At 65.0% G+C, this 24,800-nt stretch carries 20 protein-coding genes; 9 read left to right on the top strand and 11 right to left on the bottom strand.

Translation table 11 applies throughout. The features are described from left to right. A complete protein-coding gene (locus tag EJ072_RS33665) occupies positions 1 to 543 on the top strand; it encodes a DinB family protein (protein ID WP_126083099.1) in 543 nt (180 codons plus the stop codon). Here the strand turns inward: EJ072_RS33665 and EJ072_RS33660 are convergent. From EJ072_RS33660 to hppD, 3 genes are all read right to left on the bottom strand, one after another. After that, the gene (locus EJ072_RS33660; protein ID WP_126083098.1) at positions 540 to 917 is read right to left on the bottom strand and encodes a type II toxin-antitoxin system VapC family toxin; all 378 of its coding nucleotides are present in this window, start codon (positions 915 to 917) and stop codon (positions 540 to 542) included. The genes EJ072_RS33665 and EJ072_RS33660 overlap by 4 nt on opposite strands. Then, on the bottom strand, positions 914 to 1,138 hold the full coding sequence (locus EJ072_RS33655) for a type II toxin-antitoxin system prevent-host-death family antitoxin (protein WP_126061250.1): 225 nt from the start codon (positions 1,136 to 1,138) through the stop codon (positions 914 to 916). Before EJ072_RS33655 ends, EJ072_RS33660 begins: the two co-directional genes overlap by 4 nt. 70 nt (positions 1,139 to 1,208) lie before the next feature. Next, positions 1,209 to 2,324, bottom strand: a complete 1,116-nt coding sequence (gene hppD / locus EJ072_RS33650) for a 4-hydroxyphenylpyruvate dioxygenase (RefSeq protein ID WP_126083097.1) — start codon at positions 2,322 to 2,324, stop codon at positions 1,209 to 1,211. A gap of 138 nt (positions 2,325 to 2,462) precedes the next feature. Here hppD and EJ072_RS33645 point away from each other — a divergent pair, with 138 nt between their 5' ends. Further along, a complete protein-coding gene (locus EJ072_RS33645) occupies positions 2,463 to 2,930 on the top strand; it encodes an Lrp/AsnC family transcriptional regulator (RefSeq protein ID WP_126083096.1) in 468 nt (155 codons plus the stop codon). Here EJ072_RS33645 and EJ072_RS33640 read toward each other — a convergent pair. The 6 genes from EJ072_RS33640 to aztA form a co-directional block, all read right to left on the bottom strand. After that, positions 2,927 to 3,265: a TIGR01244 family sulfur transferase gene (locus EJ072_RS33640; protein ID WP_126083095.1), complete on the bottom strand. Its 339-nt coding sequence runs from the start codon at positions 3,263 to 3,265 to the stop codon at positions 2,927 to 2,929. The two genes, EJ072_RS33645 and EJ072_RS33640, sit on opposite strands and share 4 nt — an antisense overlap. 91 nt (positions 3,266 to 3,356) lie before the next feature. After that, complete coding sequence (locus EJ072_RS33635; RefSeq protein WP_126083094.1) at positions 3,357 to 3,794, bottom strand: DUF6691 family protein; 438 nt, start codon at positions 3,792 to 3,794, stop codon at positions 3,357 to 3,359. A 3-nt stretch (positions 3,795 to 3,797) separates the two neighbouring features. After that, on the bottom strand, positions 3,798 to 4,220 hold the full coding sequence (locus EJ072_RS33630) for a YeeE/YedE thiosulfate transporter family protein (RefSeq protein ID WP_126083093.1): 423 nt from the start codon (positions 4,218 to 4,220) through the stop codon (positions 3,798 to 3,800). Positions 4,221 to 4,343: 123 nt separating this feature from the next. Next, positions 4,344 to 5,285, bottom strand: coding sequence for a zinc ABC transporter substrate-binding protein AztC (gene aztC, locus EJ072_RS33625; protein WP_126083092.1), 942 nt, complete (start codon positions 5,283 to 5,285; stop codon positions 4,344 to 4,346). A 29-nt stretch (positions 5,286 to 5,314) separates the two neighbouring features. Then, positions 5,315 to 6,190 (bottom strand): zinc ABC transporter permease AztB, encoded by an 876-nt coding sequence (gene aztB / locus EJ072_RS33620; RefSeq protein WP_126083091.1) that lies wholly within the window; start codon positions 6,188 to 6,190, stop codon positions 5,315 to 5,317. Continuing rightward, positions 6,190 to 7,029, bottom strand: a complete 840-nt coding sequence (gene aztA, locus EJ072_RS33615; protein ID WP_126083090.1) for a zinc ABC transporter ATP-binding protein AztA — start codon at positions 7,027 to 7,029, stop codon at positions 6,190 to 6,192. The genes aztB and aztA overlap by 1 nt, the downstream gene beginning before the upstream one ends. A gap of 221 nt (positions 7,030 to 7,250) precedes the next feature. Between aztA and EJ072_RS33610 the strand changes: the two genes are divergently transcribed. After that, complete coding sequence (locus EJ072_RS33610) at positions 7,251 to 7,595, top strand: RidA family protein (protein ID WP_126061243.1); 345 nt, start codon at positions 7,251 to 7,253, stop codon at positions 7,593 to 7,595. Positions 7,596 to 7,761: 166 nt separating this feature from the next. Here EJ072_RS33610 and hutC read toward each other — a convergent pair whose 3' ends face one another. After that, positions 7,762 to 8,508 (bottom strand): histidine utilization repressor, encoded by a 747-nt coding sequence (gene hutC / locus EJ072_RS33605; protein WP_126083089.1) that lies wholly within the window; start codon positions 8,506 to 8,508, stop codon positions 7,762 to 7,764. Between the two features lie 13 nt (positions 8,509 to 8,521). Beyond that, positions 8,522 to 9,877 carry a formimidoylglutamate deiminase gene (locus EJ072_RS33600; RefSeq protein WP_126083088.1) on the bottom strand — a complete coding sequence of 452 codons (1,356 nt, stop codon included), beginning with the start codon at positions 9,875 to 9,877 and terminating at the stop codon, positions 8,522 to 8,524. A gap of 96 nt (positions 9,878 to 9,973) precedes the next feature. Here EJ072_RS33600 and hutI point away from each other — a divergent pair, with 96 nt between their 5' ends. The 6 genes from hutI (at position 9,974) to EJ072_RS33570 (ending at position 24,744) form a co-directional block, all read left to right on the top strand. Continuing rightward, positions 9,974 to 11,203, top strand: coding sequence for an imidazolonepropionase (gene hutI, locus EJ072_RS33595; RefSeq protein ID WP_189343156.1), 1,230 nt, complete (start codon positions 9,974 to 9,976; stop codon positions 11,201 to 11,203). Next, complete coding sequence (gene hutH, locus EJ072_RS33590) at positions 11,200 to 12,735, top strand: histidine ammonia-lyase (protein ID WP_126083086.1); 1,536 nt, start codon at positions 11,200 to 11,202, stop codon at positions 12,733 to 12,735. Before hutI ends, hutH begins: the two co-directional genes overlap by 4 nt. A 52-nt stretch (positions 12,736 to 12,787) precedes the next feature. Next, positions 12,788 to 13,603 (top strand): N-formylglutamate deformylase, encoded by an 816-nt coding sequence (gene hutG / locus EJ072_RS33585; RefSeq protein WP_126083085.1) that lies wholly within the window; start codon positions 12,788 to 12,790, stop codon positions 13,601 to 13,603. 28 nt (positions 13,604 to 13,631) lie between these two features. Beyond that, positions 13,632 to 15,302: a urocanate hydratase gene (gene hutU / locus EJ072_RS33580; RefSeq protein ID WP_126083835.1), complete on the top strand. Its 1,671-nt coding sequence runs from the start codon at positions 13,632 to 13,634 to the stop codon at positions 15,300 to 15,302. Positions 15,303 to 15,306: 4 nt separating this feature from the next. Continuing rightward, positions 15,307 to 15,894 (top strand): HutD family protein, encoded by a 588-nt coding sequence (locus EJ072_RS33575; protein ID WP_126083084.1) that lies wholly within the window; start codon positions 15,307 to 15,309, stop codon positions 15,892 to 15,894. A gap of 270 nt (positions 15,895 to 16,164) precedes the next feature. Next, positions 16,165 to 24,744 carry a glucoamylase family protein gene (locus tag EJ072_RS33570; protein WP_126083083.1) on the top strand — a complete coding sequence of 2,860 codons (8,580 nt, stop codon included), beginning with the start codon at positions 16,165 to 16,167 and terminating at the stop codon, positions 24,742 to 24,744. Positions 24,745 to 24,800 lie beyond the last annotated feature (56 nt).

The raw sequence follows: 24,800 nt of genomic DNA, 5'->3' as shown, positions 1-24,800 counted from the left end.
GTGACCCTGCTCGAGCATCTGCGCCGCATGGCTCGCAACAATCTGTGGTCGAATGACCGGCTCTACCGCGCCGTGCTGGCGATGCAGCCCGGCGAGTTTGAGGCCGAGCGCGTCAGCTTCTTTCCATCGATCAGGGAAACGCTCAACCATATCCTCGCGGTCGACCGTCTCTATCTCGATTTCCTGACCGATGGCGGCCTCGGCGCGGCGGCCTACGACAACTTCGTTCCGTTCGACGATGCGGCAAGCCTGGCGGCGGCACAGGCCAATTTCGACCGCAAGCTTGTCGCCTACTGCGATGGCTTGTCGGAAGCCGATCTCGACCGTCGAGTCATAACCGACCGGCGCGAGGACGGCCTGATCCCCGAGCGCATCGGCGACATCCTCGCCCATGTCTTCCTGCACGACATCCATCACCGCGGCCAAGTGCATGCCATGCTCTCCGGCACGTCGGTAGCGCCGCCGCAATTGGATGAGTTTCTGCTCGACTACGACATCAAGCTGAGGAGGGACGAAGTCGAGCGGTTGGGGCTGGAAAGTTAAGCTAGCGCAACGTTGTACCGAGCGAAATGCGAGTCGGATGTCAGGATCGTCAGGTTCTCTATCTGCGCCTGTGCAATTAGCAACCTATCGAACGGGTCGCCATGGTGAGAAGGTAGATCGCCGACTGCGTGCGCATGCAGCAAGGTAACGGCGAGGGGCTGAAACCGCATCCTCGGAAGCAATGCCGGCAGGTCATCTGGCGCCTGAAGTTTTCCAATTGATCGTTTGATGGCGATTTCCCAAACGCTTGCCGCGCTCGCGAACACCACCGCTTCGGAGTTCAGGATGGCACGGTGCTGTTCGCTGAGACGTCGATCGTCCGAAATCGACCAGAGGATAATATGCGTGTCGGCGAGAAACGGACCTGTCGTCATTTGACGTACTCGTCCCATTCGGGACCGAGTTCGTCAAAGTCGTCCGCAATCCAGATCTTGCCCTTCAGGGCGCCGATACGCGGAAGCGGTTCGACCACCTCCGGAGGTACAATACGCGCGGCAACCCTGCCATGGCGCGTAAGCACGATCTCCTCGCCGGCTTCCGCGCGGCTTACGAGTTCCGACAATTTGGCCTTGGCTTCGGCGATGGAGACATTCATGGATGCGACCCTTTATGACCATAATTTAGGTCATAATTGATCGCATCGCAAGACATCCGAATCGGATCGCCTACGCCGCCTTGCCGTCCAGCTTGATCACGCCGCGCTTGATCTGGTCCTGCTCGATCGATTCGAACAGGGCGCGGAAATTGCCTTCGCCAAAGCCTTCGTCGCCCTTCCTCTGGATGAACTCGAAGAAGATCGGGCCGATCACGGTTTTGGAGAAGATCTGCAGCAGGATCTTGGTCATGCCGCCGTCGACCACGCCTTCGCCGTCGATCAGGATGCCGTGCTTCTTCATGCGCTCGATCGGCTCGTCATGGCCGTGCACGCGCTCATGCGACATCTCGTAATAGGTGTCGGGCGGGCCTGGCATGAACTTCAGCCCATTGGCGGCCAGCTTGTCGGTTGCCTCGTAGATGGCGTCGGTGCCGACGGCGATATGCTGGATGCCTTCGCCATTGTACTTCTTGAGGTACTCGGCGATCTGGCTGGTCTCGTCCTTGGATTCGTTCAGCGGAATGCGGATCTTGCCGCAGGGCGAGGTAATGGCGCGGCTCACCAGGCCGGTGATCTTGCCGTCGATGTCGAAGAAATGGATCTGCTTGAAGCCGAACAGGTCGCGGTAGAAATCCCACCACTTGTCCATGTTGCCGCGATAGACATTGTGGGTGAGGTGGTCGAGATAATAGAAGCCGACGCCTTCCGGCTTCGGGTCGCGCTCGCCCAGCCACTCGAACTCCGCGTCATAGGCCGAGCCCTTCTCGCCATAGGCTTCGATGAAGTAGAGCAGCGAGCCGCCGATGCCGACAATGGCCGGCACGTCGAGCGCCTTGTTGGTACCTTCATAGGGCGTCGCGCCCTTCGAGACAGCGTGCTCGAAGGCGTGTTTGGCATCGACCACGCGCCAGGCCATCGAGGCGGCGCAAGGGCCATGCTTCTCGACGAACTTCATCGCATGCGAGCCCGGCTCGGCATTGACGACATAGTTGATGTCGCCCTGGCGCCAGACGGTGATGTCCTTGGTCCGGTGCTTGGCCACTGCGGTATAGCCCATGCGGGTGAACAGCTCGGCAAGCTTGGCGGGCTCGGGGTGCGCGAATTCGACAAACTCGAAGCCGTCGGTGCCGGCCGGGTTTTGCTTGCTGATTTTCGCGGGTGGCGCGTCGTGCGGGAAGGGGCCCATGGCAGTCCTCCGAAAGCTGTTGCGGCCGGGCTTGGCCATCTTTCATCAGGATAGCGCGAAGCCGCTGCACGGTGCTTGCATTCAGTCGCCCATAATGCGCATCATGTGCGCAAATTGTGCATGAGTGGAGGAATACGTATGGATGATGCGCGCCTTGATCAGTTTGACCGCAAGATAATGGCGCTTCTGCAGGACGACGCGCGATACACCAACAACGATCTTTCGGAGCGCGTGAACCTGTCGCCCTCGCAATGCTCGCGCCGCCGCCAGCGGCTGGAGGACGATGGCTACATCAAGGGCTACCGCGCCGTGCTCAACCGCGATCGTCTCGGCTTTTCGCTGGTCAACGTCATCTCGGTGACCCTGGCCACCCACAACCGCGACAATGCCCGCCGCTTCGGCGAACTGGTGGCGCGACTGCCCGAGGTGCAGGAGGCGCACGCGCTGACCGGCGAGATGGATTACATCCTGAAGGTGGTGACGCCCGATCTCAAATCACTGTCGGAGTTCGTCAACGGCGTTCTGCTGCCGCATGAATCCGTGCAGCACGTGAAGACGGCGATCGTGCTGGAGACGCTCAAGGAAACCGGCGCGCTGCCGATTTAACCCCGCTGCTGCTGGATCAGGCCGTAAAGATTGGTGCAGCGCGCGCCCGAGCGGCAATAGGCGAAGACCGGCCCTTCGAGCTCGTCGAGCGCGGCGGCCTGGTCCTCGACATTGTTCATGGTGATCTGGCCGCTGATGACCGGAATGTAGCGGAACGCCAGCCCCGCCGCCTCGGCCGCGGCCTTGACGCTGTCGGCAGTGGGCTGGCCAGGCTGCTCGTCATCCGGCCGGTTGCAGATCACGCTCTTGAAGCCGGCGTCCTTGATGGCGGCGATGTCCTGCGGCTGGATCTGGCCGGAGACCGAATAGTCGTCGCTGATCTGGCGGTATTCCATGATGTCGTCCTCGCAATCCTAGGCGCCTGTTGGCTTGGGCGCAGTTCTGTCACTCCCCGGACCGGCGGGCAACCACTGCGGTGGAGATTTCCTATGTGGTCGCCAGGCGGGCAAGCCGGGTCCTGGCCAAGCGCCCCACCGCGATGCCCGCCACCATCGCGCCGACGAAGATCAGCGTCTCCGCGCGGCCAAGGCCGAGCGCCGGGATGGCGCCGCCTGGGCAAAAGCCCGCAATGCCCCAGCCGATGCCGAACAGCGCGGCGCCCCCGACGAGTTGGCTGTCGATGTCCTTCCTGCCCGGCAAGGCGAAAGCCGTTTCGAATACCGGCCTCTTGCGTCGGGCGAAAATGAAGCGGTAACCGGCAAAGGCAATGGCCAGCCCGCCGCCCATCACGAAGATCAGGCTAGGGTCCCAGGTTCCGGCGATGTCGAAGAAATTCAGCACCTTCGCCGGATTGATCATGCCGGACACAGCGATGCCCAAACCGAAAAGTCCGCCGATCAGGAAGGCCGAGGCGAGCTTGCTCATGGTTCAGCCTCCAATCACATGACGGGTGACAAAAACGGTGACGAAGGCGGTGGCCATGAAGGTCGCAACGGCGACGAACGAGCGCGGTGACAGTCGCGCGATGCCGCAAATGCCGTGCCCGCTCGGACAACCGCCACCGAAATGCACGCCGACACCGACGAGAAAGCCGCCGACGACAAGGGCCAGCGTCGGTACCGGCACATTGAACTCGATGTCCTTGCCGGCGAGCTGGATCAGCAACGGCGCGCCGATCGCGCCGGCGAGAAAGGCAGCGCGCCACTTCCAGTCGGCGGACACTGGCGGGATAACGCCGGCCAGTATCCCGGTCATTCCCGCAATGCGGCCATGCAATTCCATCAGCAGCACGGCCGACAGCCCGATCAGGGCTCCGCCAAGCAGAGACTGGAAAGGCGTGAAGTCGGTCATGGAAAGGCCAATCCGCTTCGATCAGGAGATGTTCATTCAGCAGATAGACATTTTCGCATGGGAATCCAGCCGGAAATGTCCGGCTGGAAAGGCGGCGTTTGCCGTTTCGCCGACTAGCCCGGCTCAACTGCCGAGGATCGCGCCTTTGATCTGAGTGATGTTGTTGTGCATCATGTCGATATAGGTCGAGGCCGGGCCGTCCGCCCCCGACAGCGCGTCCGAATAGAGCGTGCCGCCGACCTTGATGCCGGTCTCGCCGGCGATCTGCTCGATCAGCCGCGGATTGGTGATGTTTTCCACGAAGATCGCCGCAGCCTTGTCCTGCTTCACCTGTTCGACGAGCTTGGCGACGTCGGCCGCGGAAGGCTCGGAATCGGTCGAGATGCCCTGCGGCGCCAGGAAGGTTAGGCCGTATTCATGCTCGAAATAGCCGAAGGCGTCATGCGAGGTGATGACCACGCGCTTCGCTTCCGGGATCGACTGGATTGCCGCCTTCACTTCGTCTTCCAGCGCATCGAGTTTTTGGGTGTAGGCGGCCGCGTTGCTTTGATAGGCGGTGCAGCCTGCGGCATCGGCGGCGCAAAAGGCATCGGCGATGTTCTTCACATAGATCTTGGCATTGACGATCGACTGGAACGCGTGCGGATCGGTGACGGTCTTGCCGCCGCCGGTATCGGCGCCTTCGGCGGCATCCGCGTCGGCGAATTCCGGCTTGAAGTCGATCGGCGTGACCCCCTTGGTCAGCGTCACGATCGCGGCCTTGGTGGCGCTCGCATCGACCAGGCGCTGCAGGAAACCTTCGAAATGCAGGCCGTTGACCAGCACGACGTCGGCGCCTGCCATCGCCACCGCGTCGGCCGGGCTCGGCTCATAGACATGCGCGTCGCCGTCCGGCCCGACAATCGTGGTGATGTTGACCCGGTCGCCGCCGACATTCTTCGCGAAATCGGCAATCACGGTAAAACTCGCCACCACTTTGAGCGGCGCCGCGAAGGCGGAAGAGGTCGCGAAGGCGCTTAATGTTATAACACTCAAAGCCAGCGCAGCACGGAAGGATTTCAGCATTGGGACAGTTCTCCTTGCTTGGGGATTGGTCAGGCGGTGCGGTGGCGGTGGTGCACGATGCGGGCGCGCAGGACGCCGCGCGTGCCGAACAGGATCGAGCAGAAATAGACGACGCCGGCCGAAAGGATGATCGCTGGGCCGGAAGGCAGCGAGGCGTGGTAGGACAGAAGCAGACCGGCGATGCAGGAGGCAAAGCCGATCAGCACGGCCAGCACGCACATCGGTTCCACGCGCACCGTCCAGAAGCGGGCGGCGGCGGCAGGCAGCATCATCAGCCCGACCGAGAGCAGCGTGCCCAGGGCCTGGAAGCCGCCGACGAGATTGAGCACGACAAGGCCTAGGAAGATGAAATGCACCGGGCTGCCCATGCGGCTCACCGAGCGCAGGAACAGCGGATCGAGGCATTCGGCGACCAGGGCGCGCCAGAAAATGGCGAGGCAGGCGAGCGTCACCGCCACGATGGCGCCGATCAGGATCAGCGCCTCATTGTTGAGCGCCAGCACCGTGCCGAACAGCACATGCATGAGGTCGACGCTGGAGCCGCGGATCGACACCATCAGCACGCCGACCGCAAGCGAGATCAGATAGAAGGCCGCCATCGACGCGTCCTCGCGCTGGATGGTGAAGCGCGACACGGCGCCCGCGCCGAGCGCCACGATGATGCCGGCGATCAGCCCACCGACCGTCATCGGCAGGATCTCGAGCCCATAGAGCAGGAAGCCGGCGGCGGCACCCGGCAGGATGGCATGCGCCATGGCGTCGCCCGAAAGGCTCATGCGCCGCAGCATCAGGAAGACGCCGACCGGGCAGGCGCCGAGCGACAGGATCAGCGAGCCGAACAGCGCCCGCTGCATGAAGGCGAAATCGGCGAAGGGCGCGATGAACAGGCCGTAGAAAGATTCCATCACGCCGCCCTCGGTCCGGAGCCGTGGTCGTGGCGGTGATCGGGTCCATGAGCGTGATCGTGGTGATGGTGGCGGTCTTGTGCGAGATCATCGCCATGGTCGTGAGCATCTGGCTCGCACCAGGGCGCATTCTCTTCCCAGGCCTCGTGGAAGCGCCGTGCCTTGAGCAGGTTTTCCGGCCGCAGCGTTTCCTTTGTGTCGCCCCAGGCGACCGGCTGGCGGGCAAGCAGCAGCGTTTCCGGGAAATTCTGCCGCACCAGATCGAGGTCATGCACCACGACCATGATCGTCCGCTCCTCGCCATGCCAGCGCTTTATTAATTGGATGAGGTCGCCGACGGTCTTGGCGTCGACCGCGTTGAAGGGCTCGTCGAGCAGGATGAGGTCGGCGTCCTGCAAAAGCACACGGGCAAACAGCGTGCGCTGCAACTGGCCGCCCGACAGCGTATCGATCGGCCGTTTCTCGAAGCCGCCGAGCCCGACCGCCATCAGCGCCTTGCTGACCGACTCGCGATCCTCTTTCGTATAGCGGCCGAGCATGCCGCGCTTCGGCCACAGGCCGAGCGAGACCAGATCGACGACGCGCGCCGGAAAGGAGCGGTCGAGCTCCGACTGCTGCGGCAGGTAGGCGGTGCGGACGCCCGGCATGCGGACCACGGCGCCTTCCATCGGCTTCAGCACGCCCACGATGCCCTTCATCAGCGTCGACTTGCCCGAGCCATTGGCGCCGACCACCGCGGTCAACGAGCCTTTGCGGACGACGCCGTTCAGGTGATGGATCGCCGGATGGCTGCCATAGCCGAGCGTCAGGTCGCGGAAGGTCAGGCAGGCGTTGGTCATCAGGTGTCGGTCCGCAAAATCGGGTAGTTTGTCGATATGTGATGTTATTACATTAGTCAACATCGCGGTCCGGCGGAATTGTGACACGGCCGGTCAACTCGCCGTGTAGGCGGATGGGGGAGAGCGGACAATTGGCTCAATTGGTTTCGCGGGCACCGGCCTTGCCCCAGGGCGGTCCGGACTCTAAACAAGCGCGACTCCAAGGAACGAAGGAACCTCCAATGAGCATTCGTCGCATCGATGTCGGCCCGCGCATGAGCCAGATCGTCATTCACGGCAATACCGTCTACCTGGCCGGTCAGGTTGGCCAGCCCGGCGGCAACGTCGCCTCGCAGACGCGCGATATCCTGAAGACCATCGACGAATTGCTGGCCAAGGCCGGCACCGACAAGACCAAGATCGTCCAGGCGATCATCTGGCTGGCCGACATGGGCACCTTCGCCGAGATGAATTCGGAATGGGACAAGTGGGTGCCGCAGGGTCACACCCCGGCCCGCGCCACCGGCGAAGCCAAGTTGGCTACTCCGGAATATCTGGTCGAGATCATTGTGACGGCGGCGCTGTAGCGCCGACTTCCCCTTCTCCCCTTGTGGCAGAAGGTGGCCGCGAAGCGGCCGGATGAGGGGTACTCCAGGGAAAGCCAACGTCTCGCTCCGCTGGAACACCCCTCATCCGTCTCGGCGCTGCGCGCCGATCCACCTTCTCCCGCAAGGGGAGAAGGGAGCGCAGGCGCTATCCCTGCGACGGCGTGAACCTCGCCACCAGCGTATGGCTCTCCGCCGGATAGATGAAGCGTACATGGGTCACCGGGTGCTCAGCGCTCCAGGTGCGGCGCTCGACCACCAGGCAGGGCGCGCTCGCGTCGATGTCGAGCGCGTCGGCGATATTCTCATCAGCGGCCATGGCGCGAATGCGGTGCTCGGCCTCGCTCCACGGCACGCGGCCGATCAGCCAGGGGCCCGGCGCGATGTCGAGGAATTCCTCCTCGCTGGCCTCGGGTACGGCCGAAAGATTGATCAGCCGCTGCTCCAGCGCGAACGGCCGTTCGCCGGCAAAATGCAGGCCTTCCAGCGCCAGCACCGGCCCTGGCGCGGCAAGCCCGAGCAGCGCGCGGTCATCGGCACTGCTGCGCCGCTTGACGCGTTCCAGTCGCTCGTAGCGATAGGGCAGGCCGAGCGCCTCGACCTCGATCCTGATGTCGTGCAGTTCCAGCACCGCCGCTTGCGACTGCGGCTGGCGCACGAAACTCCCGGACCGGCGCCGGCGCTCGATCAGCCCGGCCTTGGCAAGCTGCGACAGCGCCTTGTTCACCGTCATGCGCGAGCAATTATATTGAGCCGTCAGCTCGTGCTCGAAGGGGATGCGATGCCCGGGCGCCCAGGCGCCCGAGAGGATCTTTTCACGGATGTCGGAGAGGATGCGCTGATGCAGCGATAGGATCTCGCCGCCATCGACATCGTCTGTCTCGACCAGGCTCATCGGACGGTCCTGTTCAGCCTTGCGACAATGCGGTCATGACTTCGCGGAACCGCTTGGCAACGGCGTCGCGCTTGACATGCCTGCCGCCGCTGACCTGCTTTCTGCCATGCACCCAGACGCAATCGACCTTGCTGCCATTGGCGAAGATCCAGGCGTCGAGGATCGCATCGCCCGTTTTGCCGGCCAGCGAAGGGTGGCCGGCATCGAGCGAGACGAGATCGGCAGCGCCGCCGGCGGCAATCTGCGACGGGCCGGCGCCCAGCGCCTGGCTGCCGCCGTCAAGCGCCGCATCGAACAGGGCGCGCCCGTTGGAACCGCCGGGACGCGCCAGCACATTGCGGGCGCGATGGGCGAGGCGCTGCGAATATTCGAGCTGCATCAGCTCGTCCGGCAGCCCGATCAGCACGTTGGAATCGGAGCCGACACCGAAACGGCCGCCATGCTCAACGAAAAGCGGCGCCGCGAAAGTGCCGTCGCCCAGATTGGCCTCGGTGATCGGGCAGAGCCCGGCGATCGACCCAGTCCGGGCCATGGCGATGGTTTCGGCCTCGGTCATATGCGTGGCATGGATCAGGCACCAGCGCGCGTCCACTTTAGCGTTGGCGAGGAGGAACTCGACCGGACGCTTGCCCGACCAGGCGACGCAGTCCTCGACCTCCTTCACCTGCTCGGCGACATGGATGTGGATCGGACTGTTCGGTGACATGGCCGCGACTGAATTGAGCTCGTCCGGAGTTGCGGCCCGCAAACTGTGCGGCGCGACGCCGACAACGGCCTGCTCAAGCGGACGAACAGCCTCGCGGGCTTTCTCAAGCAGACGTCCGAAACGTTCGACATCATTGATGAATCGCCGCTGGCCTTCATTAGGAGCGGCGCCGCCGAAGGCGGAATGAGCATAGAAGACCGGTAGGAGTGTCAGACCGATGCCGCTCTTTCCGGCTGCCGCCGCGATCCGCTCCGCCATCTCGGCGACGTTGGCGTAGGGCTGTCCGTCGCGGTCGTGATGCAGGTAGTGGAACTCGCCGACGCGGGAAAAGCCGGCCTCCAGCATTTCGACATAGAGCTGCGCCGCCACCGCCTCGACCTGGTCCGGCGTCATCGACAGCGCGAAGCGATACATGACCTCGCGCCAGCTCCAGAAACTGTCGGCCGAAGGGCCGCGCAGCTCAGCCAGCCCCGCCATGCCGCGCTGGAAGGCGTGGCTGTGCAGGTTGGGCATGCCAGGCAGGACGATGGCATGGCGCTCCTCGCCCGCTCGCGCGACAGCGCCGATCTCGACCGTGGAGATGCGGCCGCCCTCGAAAGCGATCCTGACATTGCCCTGCCAACCGCCGGGCAGCAGCGCCCGTTCCGCAAAGATTGCCGTCACGTTCCTCTCCGAATCTGAATGCCCAGGCGACATTATCGCTTGCGTTGCGTTCAATATGTATATACATAATCGCCATCCAAGCAAACGGAAAAGATGATGGGTGGAGCAAGCGGGAAGAGCGGCCATCGGGTCTGGCGCAATGCGCGCCTGGTGACCATGGCCGATGGCGCGGCCGGTCTCGGTATCGTCGAGAAAGGCGCGGTCGTCGCGCGCGACGGCCTCATTGTTTATGCCGGTCCCGAGGCCGATATGCCGGCTGCGGCCGGGCAGGGCGCCGAGACCGTTGATTGCGTGGGGCGTTGGATCACGCCTGGCCTGATCGATTGCCACACGCACCTCGTCTATGCCGGCAACCGCGCCAATGAATTCGAGATGCGGCTGGCCGGCGCCACCTATGAAGAAGTGGCTCGCGCTGGCGGCGGCATCGTTTCCTCGGTCAAGTCGCTACGCGCCGCCAGCGAGAACGAACTCGTCGCCCAGACTCTGCCGCGCCTCGATGCGCTGATGGCCGAAGGCGTCACCACCGTCGAGATCAAGTCCGGCTACGGCCTCGATGCCGACAACGAGAAGAAGTCGCTGCGCGCCGCCCGCCGTCTGGCAGACGAGCGCCCGGTCACGATCCGCACCACTTGTCTCGCGGCCCATGCGCTGCCGCCGGAAGCCAAGGGCGACAAGGACGCGTTCATCGATCTCGTCGCCGACACCATACTGCCGCAGGTCGCCGCCGAAAAGCTCGCCGACGCCGTCGATGGTTTTTGCGAAGGCATCGCCTTCTCGCCGGAGCAGATGGCCCGTGTCTTCGACAAGGCCAAGGCCCTCGGCCTGCCGGTGAAGCTGCACGCCGACCAGCTTTCCAACCTGCATGGCGCGGCCCTTGCCGCGCGCTATGGCGCGCTGTCGGCCGACCATCTTGAATACACGGACGAACAGGGCGCCGCCGCGATGGCCAGGGCCGGCACCGTGGCCACGATCCTGCCCGGCGCCTACTACTTCATCCGCGAAACCAAGAAGCCGCCGGTCGATCTCTTCCGCGGCCACGGCGTGAAGATGGCTGTCGCCACCGATAGCAATCCCGGCACCTCGCCGCTCACCTCGCTGCTGCTCACCATGAACATGGCCGCGACGCTCTTCGGCATGACCGTCGACGAATGCCTCGCCGGCGTCACCCGTGAGGCCGCGCGTGCGCTGGGGCTCCTCGACAAGACCGGCACGCTGGAAGCCGGCAAATCGGCCGACCTCGCCATCTGGGACATCGAGCGCCCGGCCGAACTCGTCTATCGCATGGGCTTCAATCCGCTCCATGCCCGCATCTGGAGAGGACAATGACCGAACTGACCCTGACGCCCGGCAGCGCGACGCTTGCCGACTGGCGCGCCATCTATCGCGGCGCCGTGCCGAAGCTGGACGACGCCTGCCGGCCAAGGATCAAGGCCAGCGCCGAGGCGGTGGCTCGCATCCTCGCCAAAGGCGAGCCGGTCTATGGCATCAACACCGGCTTCGGCAAGCTTGCCAGCGTCCGCATTCCAGAAAGCGATCTCGAAACGCTCCAGCGCAACATCGTGCTCTCGCATGCCGCCGGCGTCGGCGAGCCGATGCCGGTCGCCGTGGTGCGGCTGATGATGGCGCTGAAGCTCGCCAGCCTTGCCCAGGGTGCCTCCGGCGTGCGCGCCGAGACCATCGACCTGCTTCAAGGGATGCTCGCCAACGACGTCATTCCGGTCGTGCCGGCGAAGGGCTCGGTCGGCGCTTCCGGCGACCTCGCGCCGCTCTCGCACATGACCGCCGTCATGATCGGCGTCGGCGAATGCTTTACCCCGCATGGGCGCTTCCCGGCCAAGGTCGCCTTCGTCTCGCATGGGCTGGAGCCGGTGACGCTCGGCGCCAAGGAAGGCCTGGCGCTGCTCAACGGCACGCAGTTCTCGACCGCTTTTGCGCTGGCCGGCCTGTTCGAGGCCGAGGTGCTCTACCAGTCGGCGCTGGTTGCCGGCGCGCTATCGACGGACGCAGCCAAGGGCTCCGACGCCCCCTTCGATCCGCGCATTCATCTGTTGAGAAAACATCGCGGTCAGATCGAAACGGCGGATGCCTTGCGCAATCTGATGGCCGGCAGTGCCATCCGTGAATCGCATCGCGTCGACGACGAGCGCGTGCAGGATCCGTACTGCCTGCGCTGTCAGCCGCAGGTGATGGGCGCCGCGCTCGATGTGCTGCGCAAGGCCGCCGACACGCTCGAGACCGAGGCCAATGGCGTCACCGACAACCCGCTGATCTTCGCCGAGGACGACACCGCGCTCTCCGGCGGCAATTTCCATGCCGAGCCGGTGGCCTTCGCCGCCGACATGATCGCGCTGGCGGTCTGCGAGATCGGCTCGCTGTCGGAGCGGCGCATCGCCATGCTGGTCGATCCGGCGCTGTCGGGCATGCCGGCCTTTCTCACGCCCAAGCCGGGGCTCAATTCCGGTTTCATGATTCCGCAGGTGACGGCGGCAGCGCTTGTTTCGGAAAACAAGCAGAAGGCCTATCCGGCGAGCGTCGATTCGATCCCAACCTCGGCCAACCAGGAAGACCATGTCTCGATGGCCGCGCACGGCGCGCGCCGGCTGCTCGGCATGATCGAGAATGCGACCGCCGTCATCGGCATCGAATTGCTGGCCGCGGCGCAAGGCTGCGATTTCCAAGCGCCGCTTGCTTCGAGCGAGGCACTGGAAGCGGTGCGCAGGCTGGTCCGCGCCGAGGTGCCGTATCTCGACAATGACCGGCATTTCCATCCCGACATGGAAAAGGCAATCGCCATGGTGCGCAGCGGCGCCGCGGTGAAGGCGGCCGGTGCTGTGAAGCTGCCGGGGATTGCGTCGTGAGAATGCTAACGACGACACGGCGCCGTAGAGCGCCAACGCACGGAGGTCTCGCATGACCCCTCCCTGGCTTACCGTCACCCAAGGCACTGCGCCTCTGCTGGTCTCGATCCCGCACACAGGCATCGATCTTGCAGGCCTGGACTCCCGCCTGGTCTCAACCTGGCTCGGCCGGCGCGACTGCGACTGGTGGATCGACAAGCTCTATGATTTTGCCGCCGACCTTGGCGCGACCGTCGTGCACACCGCCATCTCGCGCACGGTCATCGACGTCAACCGTGATCCTTCCGGCGTTTCGCTCTATCCCGGACAGCCGACGACGACGCTCTGCCCGACGGACACGTTCGACGGCGATCCGCTCTACAATATGGGCGACGAACCGACGCCGTCCGAGATCGACCAGCGCCGCGAGACCTATTTCGTGCCGTATCATGCCGCCCTGCAGGCCGAGATCGACCGGCTGCGCGGCATGCATGAGAACATCGTGCTCTATGACTGCCATTCGATCCGCTCGGTGCTGCCGCGCCTGTTCGAAGGCACGCTGCCGGTCTTCAACCTCGGCACCAATGACGGCAGGAGCACCGATCCGTCGCTGCAGCAAAAGGTCAGCGAGATCCTTGCCGCGACCGGCGAGAGCTGGGTGGTGAACGGCCGTTTCAAGGGCGGCTGGATCACCAGAAGCTTCGGCCGGCCCGAGAACGGCGTCCACGCGCTTCAGATGGAGCTCTCCAACCGCGGCTATATGCGCGAGCCGGCCGAAAAGGGTTCGCCGGAAAACTGGCCGGTGCCTTACGACCCAAGCTATGCCGCGCCGATCCGCGCCACGCTGAAAACCATTCTCGAAACCGCCATTGAATGGGCTGGGCGCTGACGCGCCGCCTTACTCGAAAGGGACAATGATGAACGATCCGCGCCACAACATTCGCGAAGTGCGTGCGCCCCGCGGCGACAAGCTCAACGCCCGCTATTGGACGACCGAGGCGCCGCTGCGCATGCTGATGAACAATCTCGACCCGGAGGTCGCCGAGAACCCCAACGAGCTGGTCGTCTATGGCGGCATCGGCCGGGCGGCGCGCACCTGGAACGATTTCGACCGCATTGTCGCTTCGCTGAAGATGCTGGGCGAGGACGAGACGCTGCTGGTTCAGTCCGGCAAGCCGGTCGGCGTCTTCAAGACCCATTCCAATGCCCCGCGCGTGCTCATTGCCAACTCCAACATCGTGCCGCACTGGGCGAACTGGGAGAAGTTCAACGAGCTAGATAGGAAGGGCCTAATGATGTACGGCCAGATGACGGCCGGCTCCTGGATCTATATCGGCACGCAGGGCATCGTGCAGGGCACCTACGAGACCTTCGTCGAGGCCGGCCGCCAGCATTACAACGGCGACCTCAAGGGCAAGTGGATCCTGACCGGCGGCCTCGGCGGCATGGGCGGCGCCCAGCCTCTGGCCGCCGTCATGGCCGGTGCCTCCTGCCTCGCCATCGAGTGCAACCCTGACTCGATCGATTTTCGCCTGCGCACCCGCTATCTCGACGAGAAGGCCGAGACGCTGGATGAAGCGATGGAAATGATCGATCGCTGGACCAAGGCCGGCGAGGCGAAGTCCGTCGGCCTGCTCGGCAACGCCGCCGAGATCGTGCCCGAAATGTTTAGGCGCGGCATCCGCCCCGACATCCTCACCGACCAGACCTCGGCGCATGACCCGATCAACGGCTATCTGCCCAAGGGCTGGACCATGGCCGAATGGCGCGAGAAGCGCACCTCTGATCCGAAAGCCGTCGAAAAGGCTGCTCGCGCATCGATGCGCGAGCATGTCGAGGCGATGGTGGCGTTCTGGAACGCCGGCGTGCCGACGCTCGACTACGGCAACAACATCCGCCAGGTCGCCAAGGATGAAGGTTTTGAGAACGCCTTCGCCTTCCCGGGCTTCGTGCCGGCCTATATCCGCCCGCTGTTCTGCCGCGGCATCGGTCCATTCCGCTGGGCAGCGCTCTCGGGCGATCCGGAGGACATCTACAAGACCGATGCCAAGGTGCGCGAGCTCACTCCCGGCAACACGCATCTGCATAACTGGCTCGACATGGCGCGCGAGCGCATCTCGTTTCAGGGCCTGCCGGCGCGCATCTGCTGGGTCGGCCTCGGCGACCGCCATCGGCTCGGCCTCGCCTTCAACGAGATGGTCGCCAAGGGCGAGCTGAAGGCTCCCGTCGTCATCGGCCGTGATCATCTCGATTCCGGTTCGGTCGCCTCGCCGAATCGCGAGACCGAAGCGATGAAGGACGGCTCCGACGCCATTTCCGACTGGCCGCTGCTCAATGCGCTGCTCAACACCGCCTCCGGCGCCACCTGGGTGTCGCTCCATCACGGCGGCGGCGTCGGCATGGGCTTCTCGCAGCATGCCGGCATGGTGATCGTGGCCGACGGTACGGCAGAAGCCGCCAAGCGCCTGGAGCGCGTTTTGTGGAACGACCCGGCGACCGGCGTCATGCGCCATGCCGATGCCGGCTACGACATCGCCATTGAGTGCGCCAAGGAGCACCAGCTCAACCTGCCGGGCATATTGGGCTGAGCCGATGCGTATCCTTCGTGCCGCCGATTACCGCGTCATGCCGTGGAAGAATGGCGGCGGCACGACCACCGAGATCGCGGTTTCGCCCGACGGCGCCGGGCTCGACGATTTCGACTGGCGCGTCTCCATGGCCCGCGTCGAAACCAGCGGGCCGTTCTCCAGCTTCGCCGGCATCGACCGCACGCTGTCGGTGCTGGAAGGCGAGGGGATTGTCCTCGACATTGCCGGCCGGGCGCCGGCGCGGCTTACCGCTGACTCGGCGCCGCTCGCCTTTGCGGGCGATGTGCCGACCAGCGCCGCGCTGATCAGTGGCCCGATCACCGATCTCAACGTCATGACCCGCCGTGGCCGCATGGCCCATGGCGTCGAGCGCATGCCGCTCTCCGGCGAGATTCGCATCTCGCCGCGCGCCGACAAGACGCTGGTTCTGGCAGCCAACGCAGGCTTCAGGCTTCTCACAGACGATGCGCCGAGCCTCGGACCGCTCGATACGCTGATCCTCGATCGCCACAGCCCGGAATTGCGGCTCCAGCCTCAGGGGCAGGGGCTGCTTTTCGTGATCGCGCTCGATCGCCTTGCCGCCAACCATTAACGGCTGTTGCCAAACATGATCGCGGCGCGGGCGAATTATCGCCCGGCCCCTTGCATGTATCACGAAAAAGCCTGATTCCTTGCCCTGATCCAACCGGGGGCGAAGAGCGAGGGGCGTTAGCCCACGAGCTGTCGAAAGGGCACGCCCCTGTTGTGGTGCGCAGAACAAACTTTCGGCCGATCAGTCATGCAACCAATTGCAATTGAACCGGTTTTAGGGCCATTGCCGTGGCGGTGACGCCGCATTGCGCCCCCGCTTACGGAATTTTCAATGAACATTCAGACCAATCCCAACAAGATCGAACAGACAAGCGCCGGCTTCCCGTTGGTGACGGAAGCGCCGATACGCTCCAATTTCCTCCCTGAGGACAGGCTGCGCGCCTTGGGCGTCGCTTTAGCCAAGGGCGAGGTCAAGGACCTGTTCGGCCTCGCCCCGTTCGAGTTCCAGGCCCGCATCCGCGACAGCGCCAAGAAGATCCTCGAAGTCTACCGTTCGACCAATGCCGCCCAGGCCAAGGGCGAGACCATCACGCCGGCCGCGCAATGGCTGCTCGACAACAACTATTTGGTCGAGGAGACCATCTTCCAGGTGAAGCGTGACCTGCCGCGCCGCTTCTATCGGCAGCTGCCGACGCTCACGCTCGGCGACAGGACGGTGCTGCCGCGCGCTTTCGTCGTTGCCTGGAGCTATGTCGAGCATTCCGACAGCTCGGTCTCGGCCAACATGTTCAAGGCCATTGTCGAGGGCTTCCAGTCGGTCGAGCCGATGAAAATCGGAGAGCTCTGGGCGCTGCCCTCGTTGCTGCGCTTTGTGCTGATCGAGAACCTGCGTCGCATCGCCGTGCGCGTCGACCGCACCAGGCAGATGCGACACATCGCCAACGAGGTTGCCGACCGGGTTCTCGCGACCGACGACAATGCCGACCGCACCAGGATCCTGTCCAACTACAGCGCGCATGCGCAGGACACCACTTTTGCCACCCAGTTGCTCTACCGCCTGCGCGACGGGTCGCAGAACGCCGGCCGGGCGCTGGAATGGCTGGAGGGAGAGCTGGAAAAGACCGGCTCCGACGCCGAGGAGATCATCATCTCCGAGCATCAGACGCTTTCCAGCGGCAATGTCACCACCGGCAACATCATCCGCGGCCTGCGCCTCATCAACGACGTCGACTGGACGGTCTGGTTCGAAGGCGTCAGCCGCATCGACACGCTGTTGCGTGAGAAGACCGATTTCGCCGACCTCGATTTCTTCTCGCGCGACCAGTACCGCACCGCGATCGAGCAACTGGCGCGGCGCTCCGAGCTGTCCGAATATCGGGTGGCCGAAAAGGCGATCGAGCTTGCCGGCCACACGCCCGGCGTCACCGATGCATCCGGCGTGCCGGAGACAGCGGATCCGGACGTGCACACCGATGTCGGCTTCTTCCTGGTCGGGCCGCGCCGTCAGGAGCTGGAAAAGGCGATCGGCTACCGACCGCCTTTCTATGTGACCTTCAAGCGTGCCTTTGCCAGCGCTGGCTGGATGGGCATCGTCGGCCCGGTTTTCCTTCTGACGGCGCTGCTGTTGGTGCTGTCGGGCAGGGCGCTCGCCAATCTCGGCCTGTCGGTGGAATCGATCACGCTGATGCTGGCGCTGTTCGCGGTGCCGGCAAGCGAAGGCGCGCTGGCCTTCTTCAACACCGTCGTGGCGCTGTTCCTCAAACCCACCCGGCTTGTCGGCTATGACTACAACAAGCACGGCATCCCGGCCGAGGCGCGCACGCTGGTCGTGGTGCCCTCGCTGATCGGCTCGCGCGACGACGTCGAGGAAAACATCCGCAACATCGAGGTGCACCACCTCGCCAACACGGCCGAAGAGATCCATTTCGCCCTGTTGTCCGACTGGCCGGATTCCAAGACCGAGATCGACGCCGCCGACATCGAGATCCTGCAATATGCCCGCGACGAGATCGCTAGGCTCAACGCCCGCTATCCGTCGGAAGGCTCGCCGCGCTTCTACCTCTTGCATCGCCGCCGGCTCTACAACCAGGCGCAGGGCTGCTGGATGGGCTGGGAGCGCAAGCGCGGCAAGCTGCATGAGCTGAACCTTCTCCTGCGTGGCGACAGCGACACTACCTTCCTGCCGCTCGACGTGCCGCTGCCGGAAAAGGTCGTCTATGTGATGACGCTCGACGCCGACACGCGCACCACGCGGGACGCGGTTTCGAGCCTGGTCGGCAAGCTCGCCCATCCGCTGAACCGCCCGCATTTCGATCCGGTCAAGCGCGTCGTCACCGCGGGCTACACGATCCTGCAGCCGCGCATCACGGCATCGCTGACCAGCGGCGACGATGCCTCCTTCTTCCAGCGCGTCTTCTCGGCCAATCGCGGCCTCGACCCCTATGTCTTCGCCGTCTCCGACGTCTACCAGGACGTCTTCGGCGACGGTTCCTTCACCGGCAAGGGCCTCTATCATGTCGACGCCTTCGAGGCGGCGCTGAAGAACCGCATCGACGAAAACACCATCCTCAGCCACGACCTGCTCGAAGGCGCGCTCTCGCGCGCCGCTTTGGTCACCGACGTCGAGCTGGTCGAGGACTATCCCACCCGCTACTCCGTCGACGCCTCGCGCCATCACCGCTGGGCGCGCGGCGACTGGCAGCTGCTCGGCTACATTTTCGACCCGCGCTCCGGCGTGCCGGCGCTGTCGCGCTGGAAGATGGTCGACAATCTGCGCCGCTCGGTCACCCCGATCTTCTGGGTCATGGCCTGCGTGGCCGGCTGGACGCTGCTGCCCTTCACCCAGGCGGCGCAGTGGCAGGCGCTTATGATCCTCAGCCTGTTCATGGCGCCTACCTTCGACATCGTGAACGGCATCCTGCCCAAGAGCGGCGACCAGACGCCGCGCGGCCATTTCTCGGCGCTTGCGCGCGACACCGTCTTCGGCACGGCGCTGGTGGCGCTGAAGGTGCTCTTGATGGCGCATCTCGCCTGGATGATGGGCGACGCCATCATTCGCACCATCTACCGCCTCTTCGTCAGCCGGCAGAACCTGCTCGAATGGCGCACCGCCTCGCAGGCCGCCAAGGGCGGCAACGATCTCGGCGCCTATTACGGCATGATGTATGGCGCGGTGATCATCGGAGTCGTCGGCCTGGCTATTCCGGTGCTGGCCGATTCCACAGGCGCCTTCGTCGCCTTCTTCTTCGCCATCTTCTGGATCGCTTCGCCCGCCGTCGCCTGCTGGATCAGCCGCTCGGCCGAGACCGAGGACAGGCTGCGCATCTCGAGCGCCGACATCCAGGTGCTGCGCACCTTCGCGCGCCGCACCTGGCACTATTTCGAGACCTTCGTGACGACCGAGCAGCATCATTTGCCGCCGGACAATTTCCAGGAAAGCCCGGCGCCGGTGGTGGCGCCGCGCACCTCGCCGACCAATATCGGCGTCTATCTGCTCTCGGTGGTGTCGGCGCGCGATTTCGGCTGGATCAGCCTGTCGGATGCCATCACCCGCATCGACGCCACGATGACGACCATCGAGAACATGCCGCGCGACCGCGGCCATCTCTACAACTGGTATGACACGACGACGCTGAAGCCGCTCTATCCGCTTTACATCTCGGCGGTCGACAGCGGCAATCTCGCCGGACATCTGGTCGCGGTTGCCGCCTCCTGCGCCGAATGGGCCGAAGCGCCGTCCGTGCATCTGCAGGGCGATTTCGAAGGCATCATCGACACCGTCACCATCCTCGACGAAAGCCTGGAAGAGCTGCCGGACGACCGCCGTCAACTGCGGCCGCTGCGCCAGCGCCTGGCCGACCGTCTCGATGGCATGCGCCGCGCGGTTGCGACCATCAAGGCGCAGCCGGAGATGGCCTCGATCCGCACCATCAACCTTGCCGTGCTCGCCGGCGAGATCCGCAAGCTCGCCACCGCGATCCACACCGAGGCGGCCTCGCCCAAGAGCGATGTCATCGCCGACTGGGCGGCCAGGCTGGAAGCGACCTGCGAGGCGCATGTGCACGATTCGCACAATGACGAGAGCGCCGTCGCCGCTCTGCGCGCCAAGTTGCTCGCTCTGCGCGAGCGCTGCCGCCGCTACGCCTTCGAGATGGATTTCTCCTTCCTGATGCGCCAGGAGCGCAAGCTGCTCTCGATCGGCTACCGCGTCGAGGACCGCCAGCTCGACGAAAGCTGCTACGACCTTCTCGCCTCCGAAGCGCGGTTGACGAGCCTGTTCGCCATCGCCAAGGGCGACCTGCCGACCGAGCATTGGTTCCGTCTCGGACGCCCGATCGTCGAGATCGGCTTTCAGGGCGCGCTGATGTCCTGGTCGGGCTCGATGTTCGAGTATCTGATGCCGCCTCTGGTGATGAAGGAGCCGCAGGGCTCGATCCTCAACCAGACCAGCAAGCTCATCATCAAGCGCCAGATCCAGTATGCGCGTTCCAAGAACGTGCCCTGGGGCATTTCGGAAGCGGCCTATAACGCCCGCGACCGCGAGCTCACCTATCAGTACACCAATTTCGGCGTGCCCGGCCTGGGCCTGAAGCGGGGCCTTGGCCAGAACACCGTGATCGCGCCCTATGCGACGATTCTCGCGGCGCAGTTCAGCCCGCGCGAGGCGGTGCAGAACCTGCAGCGGTTGCGCTCGATCGGCGCGCTTGGCCGCCACGGTTTCTACGACGCGGTCGATTTCACGCCGCAGCGCGTGCCTGAAGGCACCGACCACGCCGTGGTGCAGAACTACATGGCGCACCATTCCGGCATGTCGATCGCCGCTGTCGCCGACGCCATTTTCGAGGGCCGGCTGCGCGAGCGTTTCCACAGCGATCCGGTGATCGAGTCGGCCGAGCTTCTCCTGCAGGAGAAGGCGCCGCGCGACATTCCGACCGCGACCGTCAGGACGGAAGCCGACGAGAGATCCAAGGACGAGACCGAGACGGAGAGCCCGGACAGCCGCGTCATCCTCGATCCCATCAAGGCGCTGCGGGCGACCAACGTCATGTCCAACGGCCGCTATTCGGTCATGGTCACCGCGACCGGCTCCGGCTACAGCCGCTTCGGCGAGCTTGCCGTCACCCGCTGGCAGCCGGATCCGAGCGAGGATCGCCTTGGCTCCTATATCTTCCTGCGCGACACCGCGACGGGCGACTGGTGGTCCGCCACCGCCGAGCCGAAGCGCGCCGAGGGCGAACGCGTCCAGACGCTGTTCGGCGACGACAAGGCGAGCTTCACCAAGTCCGTCGGCTCGCTGCGTTCCGAGGTCGAGTGCATCGTCATTTCCGAGGGCAATGGCGAAGGCCGCCGCATCACCCTCTACAATGACGGTGCCACCGACCGGCATATCGAGGTGACATCCTTCGCCGAGCTGGTGCTGGGCAACGAGGCCTCGGACAACGCGCATCCGGCCTTCTCCAAGATGTTCGTCGAGACTGAGGTCGCGCCGAACAACGGCGCGATCTTCGCCACCAGGCGCAAGCGCGACAAGAACGACCCTGACCTCACCATGGTGCATTTCGTCACCGATCCCTCGGGCCCGTCGCGCGATGCTGAGGCCGAAACCGACCGGCGCGCCTTCATCGGCCGCGGCCGCACCATCGCCGATGCCGTGGCTTTCGATCCCGGCGTCAGGCTTTCCGGCAGCCAGGGCTTCACGCTCGACCCCGTGGCGGCGCTGCGCCGCCAGGTCCGCGTGCCGGCAAACAAGAAGATCTCGCTGACCTTCTGGACCGCCGTCGGCGCCAATCGCGCCGAGCTCGACGAGGCGATCGCCCGGCTCGACCATCAGGAGAGCTTCGCACGCCAGGCGATGCTTGCCTGGACGCGCAGCCAGGTGCAGACGCGCCATCTGGGCCTCAGCCTCACCGACGCCGCCAATGTGCAGAAGCTCGCCCGCTACCTGATCTATCCCGATCCGTTCCTGCGCCTGCCGGCGGAATCCATCGCCTCGGGCCTCGGCCGCCAGTCGAGCCTGTGGCCGACCAGCATCTCCGGCGATTTCCCGATCTTCCTGGTGCGCATCGGCGACGTCGCCGACCTCGAGATCGTCGCCCAGGCGCTGCGCTTCCAGGAATATATGCGGGCGCGCGGCATGATGATCGACTTCGTCGTCGTCAATGAGCAGGCCTCGTCCTATGTGCAGGACCTGCAGCGCGCGGTGGAGACGCTGTGCGAGAACAGCCGCCTGCGCGGCCGCGAGCTTGGGCCGCGCCAGCACATCTTCGCGGTGCGCCGCGACCTGATGGACGAGCCGACCTACAAGACCTTGCTGTCGGTCGCGCGGGTGGTTCTTCACACCCGCAACGGCACGATCTTCGATCAGCTCGAACGCGCCGAGACCGCGGCGCTGCAGGCCCGCGATGCCTTGCTGCAGGCCGAGGGCGGCTCGCCGCGCGAACCCAGCCCGCCGCTGCCTTTGCCGGTGCCGGCAAGCCAGGCTGGAGCCGACATCGCCGCCGACGGCCGAGGCCTCAGCCTCTGGAACGGCTATGGCGGCTTCGACGGCGACGGCCGCCACTATGTCACGCGGCTGACCGGACGGCGTGTGACGCCGCAGCCCTGGATCAACGTCATCTCCAACGCCTCCTTCGGCTTCCACGTCTCGGCCGAAGGCGCAGGCTTCACCTGGAGCCGCAACAGCCGCGACTACCAACTGACGCCATGGTCGAACGATCCGGTGTCGAACCGGCCGGGCGAGGGCTTCTATGTCTTCGACCATGCCAGCGGCAAGGCGTTCTCGCCGATGGCGGCGACGGTCCGCGATCCGTCGATGACCTATGAGACCTGGCACGGCCAGGGCTTTTCGACCTTCCGCTCCAAGCGCGGCCCGTTGTCGATGGACCTGACACAGGTGGTGGATCCCGTCGATCCGGTGAAGATCAGCCGGTTGCGAATCCAGAATTCCGGATCGGTGCCGGCGCGGCTGCGCGTCTATGCGTATGCCGAATGGGTGCTGGGCGGCCATCGCTCGCGCACGGCGGCGACCATCGTGCCCGCGCGGGACACGGCAACAGGGGCCATGCTGGCGCAGAACCCCTACGGCCTCGACTTCGGCGAGCGCGTCGCCTTCCTGGGAGCAAGTCATCCGATCCATTCGGTGACCGCCGACCGCTCCGAATTCATCGGCAGGCACGGCACGACGGAGTACCCTCAGGCCGTGCTGGGCGGGCTTGCGCTCTCCGGGCGCATCGAGGCGGGCGATGACCCTTGCGCGGTCGTCGCCAGCGATATCGACATCCCCGCCGGCGGCGACGTCACGCTGTCCTGGCTGCTCGGCGACGCGGCCACGCCCGCCGAGGCAAGCGCGCTGGTGCAGACCCATCGCGGCAAGGATTTCGACCAGCGCCTGGCCGACAATGAAAAGGCCTGGCGCGGCTTCCTCGACACCATCCAGGTCGAGACGCCGGACGAGGCGATGAACGCCATGGTCAACCACTGGCTGCCCTACCAGAGCCTGGCCTGCCGCATCCGCGCGCGCTCGGCCTTCTACCAGGCGAGCGGCGCCTTCGGCTTCCGCGACCAATTGCAGGATACGCTGGCGCTTCTGGCGCACGATCCGAAGCTGGCGCGCGACCAGATCCTCAATGCGGCGCGCCGGCAGTTCCCGGAAGGCGACGTGCAGCACTGGTGGCTGCCGCGCACCGATGCCGGCGTGCGCACCATGATCTCGGACGACGTCGTCTGGCTGGCGCATGCGACGGCGCGCTACATCGAGGTGACCGGCGACGCCGCGATCCTCAAGGAACAGTTGCCCTTCATCGACGGGCAGCAACTCGGCGAAGGCGAGCATGACGCCTTCTTCACGCCCGAGATCACCAAGAACACCGCTTCGCTATACGACCATTGCGCCCGGGCGCTCGATCTTGCGATCAAGCGCAGCAGCCCCGCCGGCCTGCCGCTCATCCTCGGCGGCGACTGGAATGACGGCATGAACCGTGTCGGCGAGGGCGGCAAGGGCGAGAGCGTGTGGCTGGGCTGGTTCCTGCTGAAGACGCTCACCGACTTTGCCCCTGTCGCCAAGGGGCAGGGCGACACCAAGCGGGCGCAGGCCTGGCTGAAGCACGCCGACGTGCTGAAGCGGGCCCTGGAAAGCACCGCCTGGGACGGCCAGTGGTACCGGCGCGGCAGTTTCGACAACGGCGCGCCGCTCGGCTCGCACAATTCGGACGAGTGCAAGATCGACTCCATCGCCCAGTCCTGGAGCGTGCTGTCGGGCGAGGGCGACCCGGCCCGCTCGACGACGGCCATGGAGCAGGCGACCAACATGCTGGTCGATGACGAGCTCAAGATCGTCAAGCTGTTCACGCCGGCCTTCTCGAAAAGCGAGAAGGACCCCGGCTACATCAAGAGCTACCCGCCGGGCGTGCGTGAGAATGGCGGCCAGTACACCCACGCCGCCACCTGGTTCGTGATCGCGCTGGCCGAAATGGGCCGCACCGACGAGGCCTATCGCTGCTTCTCGATGCTGAACCCGGTCAACCACGCCTCGGACGAGGCGGCGGCCGAGCATTACCGCGTCGAGCCCTATGTCGTGGCCGCCGACATCTATGCCGGCGAAGGCAAGGGCGGCCGCGGCGGCTGGACCTGGTACACGGGCTCGGCCGGCTGGCTTTACCGCGCGGCGGTGGAAGGCATCCTCGGCATCGAGCGGCGCGGCAAGGAGATCACGTTTAGGCCGAAGCTGCCCGGACACTGGGACGGCTACGCCGCGACGCTCAAGATGTTCGGCGGCGAGATCAAGGTTCGGGTCATCCGCGACAAAAAGACCAAGTCGATCTCGCTAGAAGTCGATGGTTCGAAGAAAAAATCTGCATCTTTCGAGCCGAAAGCCGGCGACAAGACCGAGGTCGTCGTCAGGATACCTGCATAAAATCAAAGACTTGGCTTGTCGGCCGCGCATCCCTCGGGGTGCGCGGCCGATCGCCG

This window comes from Mesorhizobium sp. M2A.F.Ca.ET.046.03.2.1, assembly GCF_003952425.1.
Classification (GTDB): domain Bacteria; phylum Pseudomonadota; class Alphaproteobacteria; order Rhizobiales; family Rhizobiaceae; genus Mesorhizobium.
The sequence above is the reverse complement of the archived record's forward strand: the minus strand, read 5'-3'. Positions and strand labels throughout refer to the sequence as shown.

Bases quoted from the DNA above. Each gene is read 5' to 3' on its own strand.
- EJ072_RS33660 (WP_126083098.1), bottom strand. From the start codon at position 917: ATGACGACAGGTCCGTTTCTCGCCGACACGCATATTATCCTCTGGTCG.
- EJ072_RS33635 (WP_126083094.1), bottom strand. From the start codon at position 3,794: ATGAGCAAGCTCGCCTCGGCCTTCCTGATCGGCGGACTTTTCGGTTTG.
- hutH (WP_126083086.1), top strand. From the start codon at position 11,200: ATGACCGAACTGACCCTGACGCCCGGCAGCGCGACGCTTGCCGACTGG.
- EJ072_RS33630 (WP_126083093.1), bottom strand. From the start codon at position 4,220: ATGACCGACTTCACGCCTTTCCAGTCTCTGCTTGGCGGAGCCCTGATC.
- hutC (WP_126083089.1), bottom strand. From the start codon at position 8,508: ATGAGCCTGGTCGAGACAGACGATGTCGATGGCGGCGAGATCCTATCG.
- EJ072_RS33610 (WP_126061243.1), top strand. From the start codon at position 7,251: ATGAGCATTCGTCGCATCGATGTCGGCCCGCGCATGAGCCAGATCGTC.
- hutI (WP_189343156.1), top strand. From the start codon at position 9,974: ATGGGTGGAGCAAGCGGGAAGAGCGGCCATCGGGTCTGGCGCAATGCG.
- hutG (WP_126083085.1), top strand. From the start codon at position 12,788: ATGACCCCTCCCTGGCTTACCGTCACCCAAGGCACTGCGCCTCTGCTG.
- aztB (WP_126083091.1), bottom strand. From the start codon at position 6,190: ATGGAATCTTTCTACGGCCTGTTCATCGCGCCCTTCGCCGATTTCGCC.
- aztA (WP_126083090.1), bottom strand. From the start codon at position 7,029: ATGACCAACGCCTGCCTGACCTTCCGCGACCTGACGCTCGGCTATGGC.
- EJ072_RS33655 (WP_126061250.1), bottom strand. From the start codon at position 1,138: ATGAATGTCTCCATCGCCGAAGCCAAGGCCAAATTGTCGGAACTCGTA.
- EJ072_RS33575 (WP_126083084.1), top strand. From the start codon at position 15,307: ATGCGTATCCTTCGTGCCGCCGATTACCGCGTCATGCCGTGGAAGAAT.
- EJ072_RS33645 (WP_126083096.1), top strand. From the start codon at position 2,463: ATGGATGATGCGCGCCTTGATCAGTTTGACCGCAAGATAATGGCGCTT.
- aztC (WP_126083092.1), bottom strand. From the start codon at position 5,285: ATGCTGAAATCCTTCCGTGCTGCGCTGGCTTTGAGTGTTATAACATTA.
- EJ072_RS33640 (WP_126083095.1), bottom strand. From the start codon at position 3,265: ATGGAATACCGCCAGATCAGCGACGACTATTCGGTCTCCGGCCAGATC.
- hutU (WP_126083835.1), top strand. From the start codon at position 13,632: ATGAACGATCCGCGCCACAACATTCGCGAAGTGCGTGCGCCCCGCGGC.
- hppD (WP_126083097.1), bottom strand. From the start codon at position 2,324: ATGGGCCCCTTCCCGCACGACGCGCCACCCGCGAAAATCAGCAAGCAA.
- EJ072_RS33570 (WP_126083083.1), top strand. From the start codon at position 16,165: ATGAACATTCAGACCAATCCCAACAAGATCGAACAGACAAGCGCCGGC.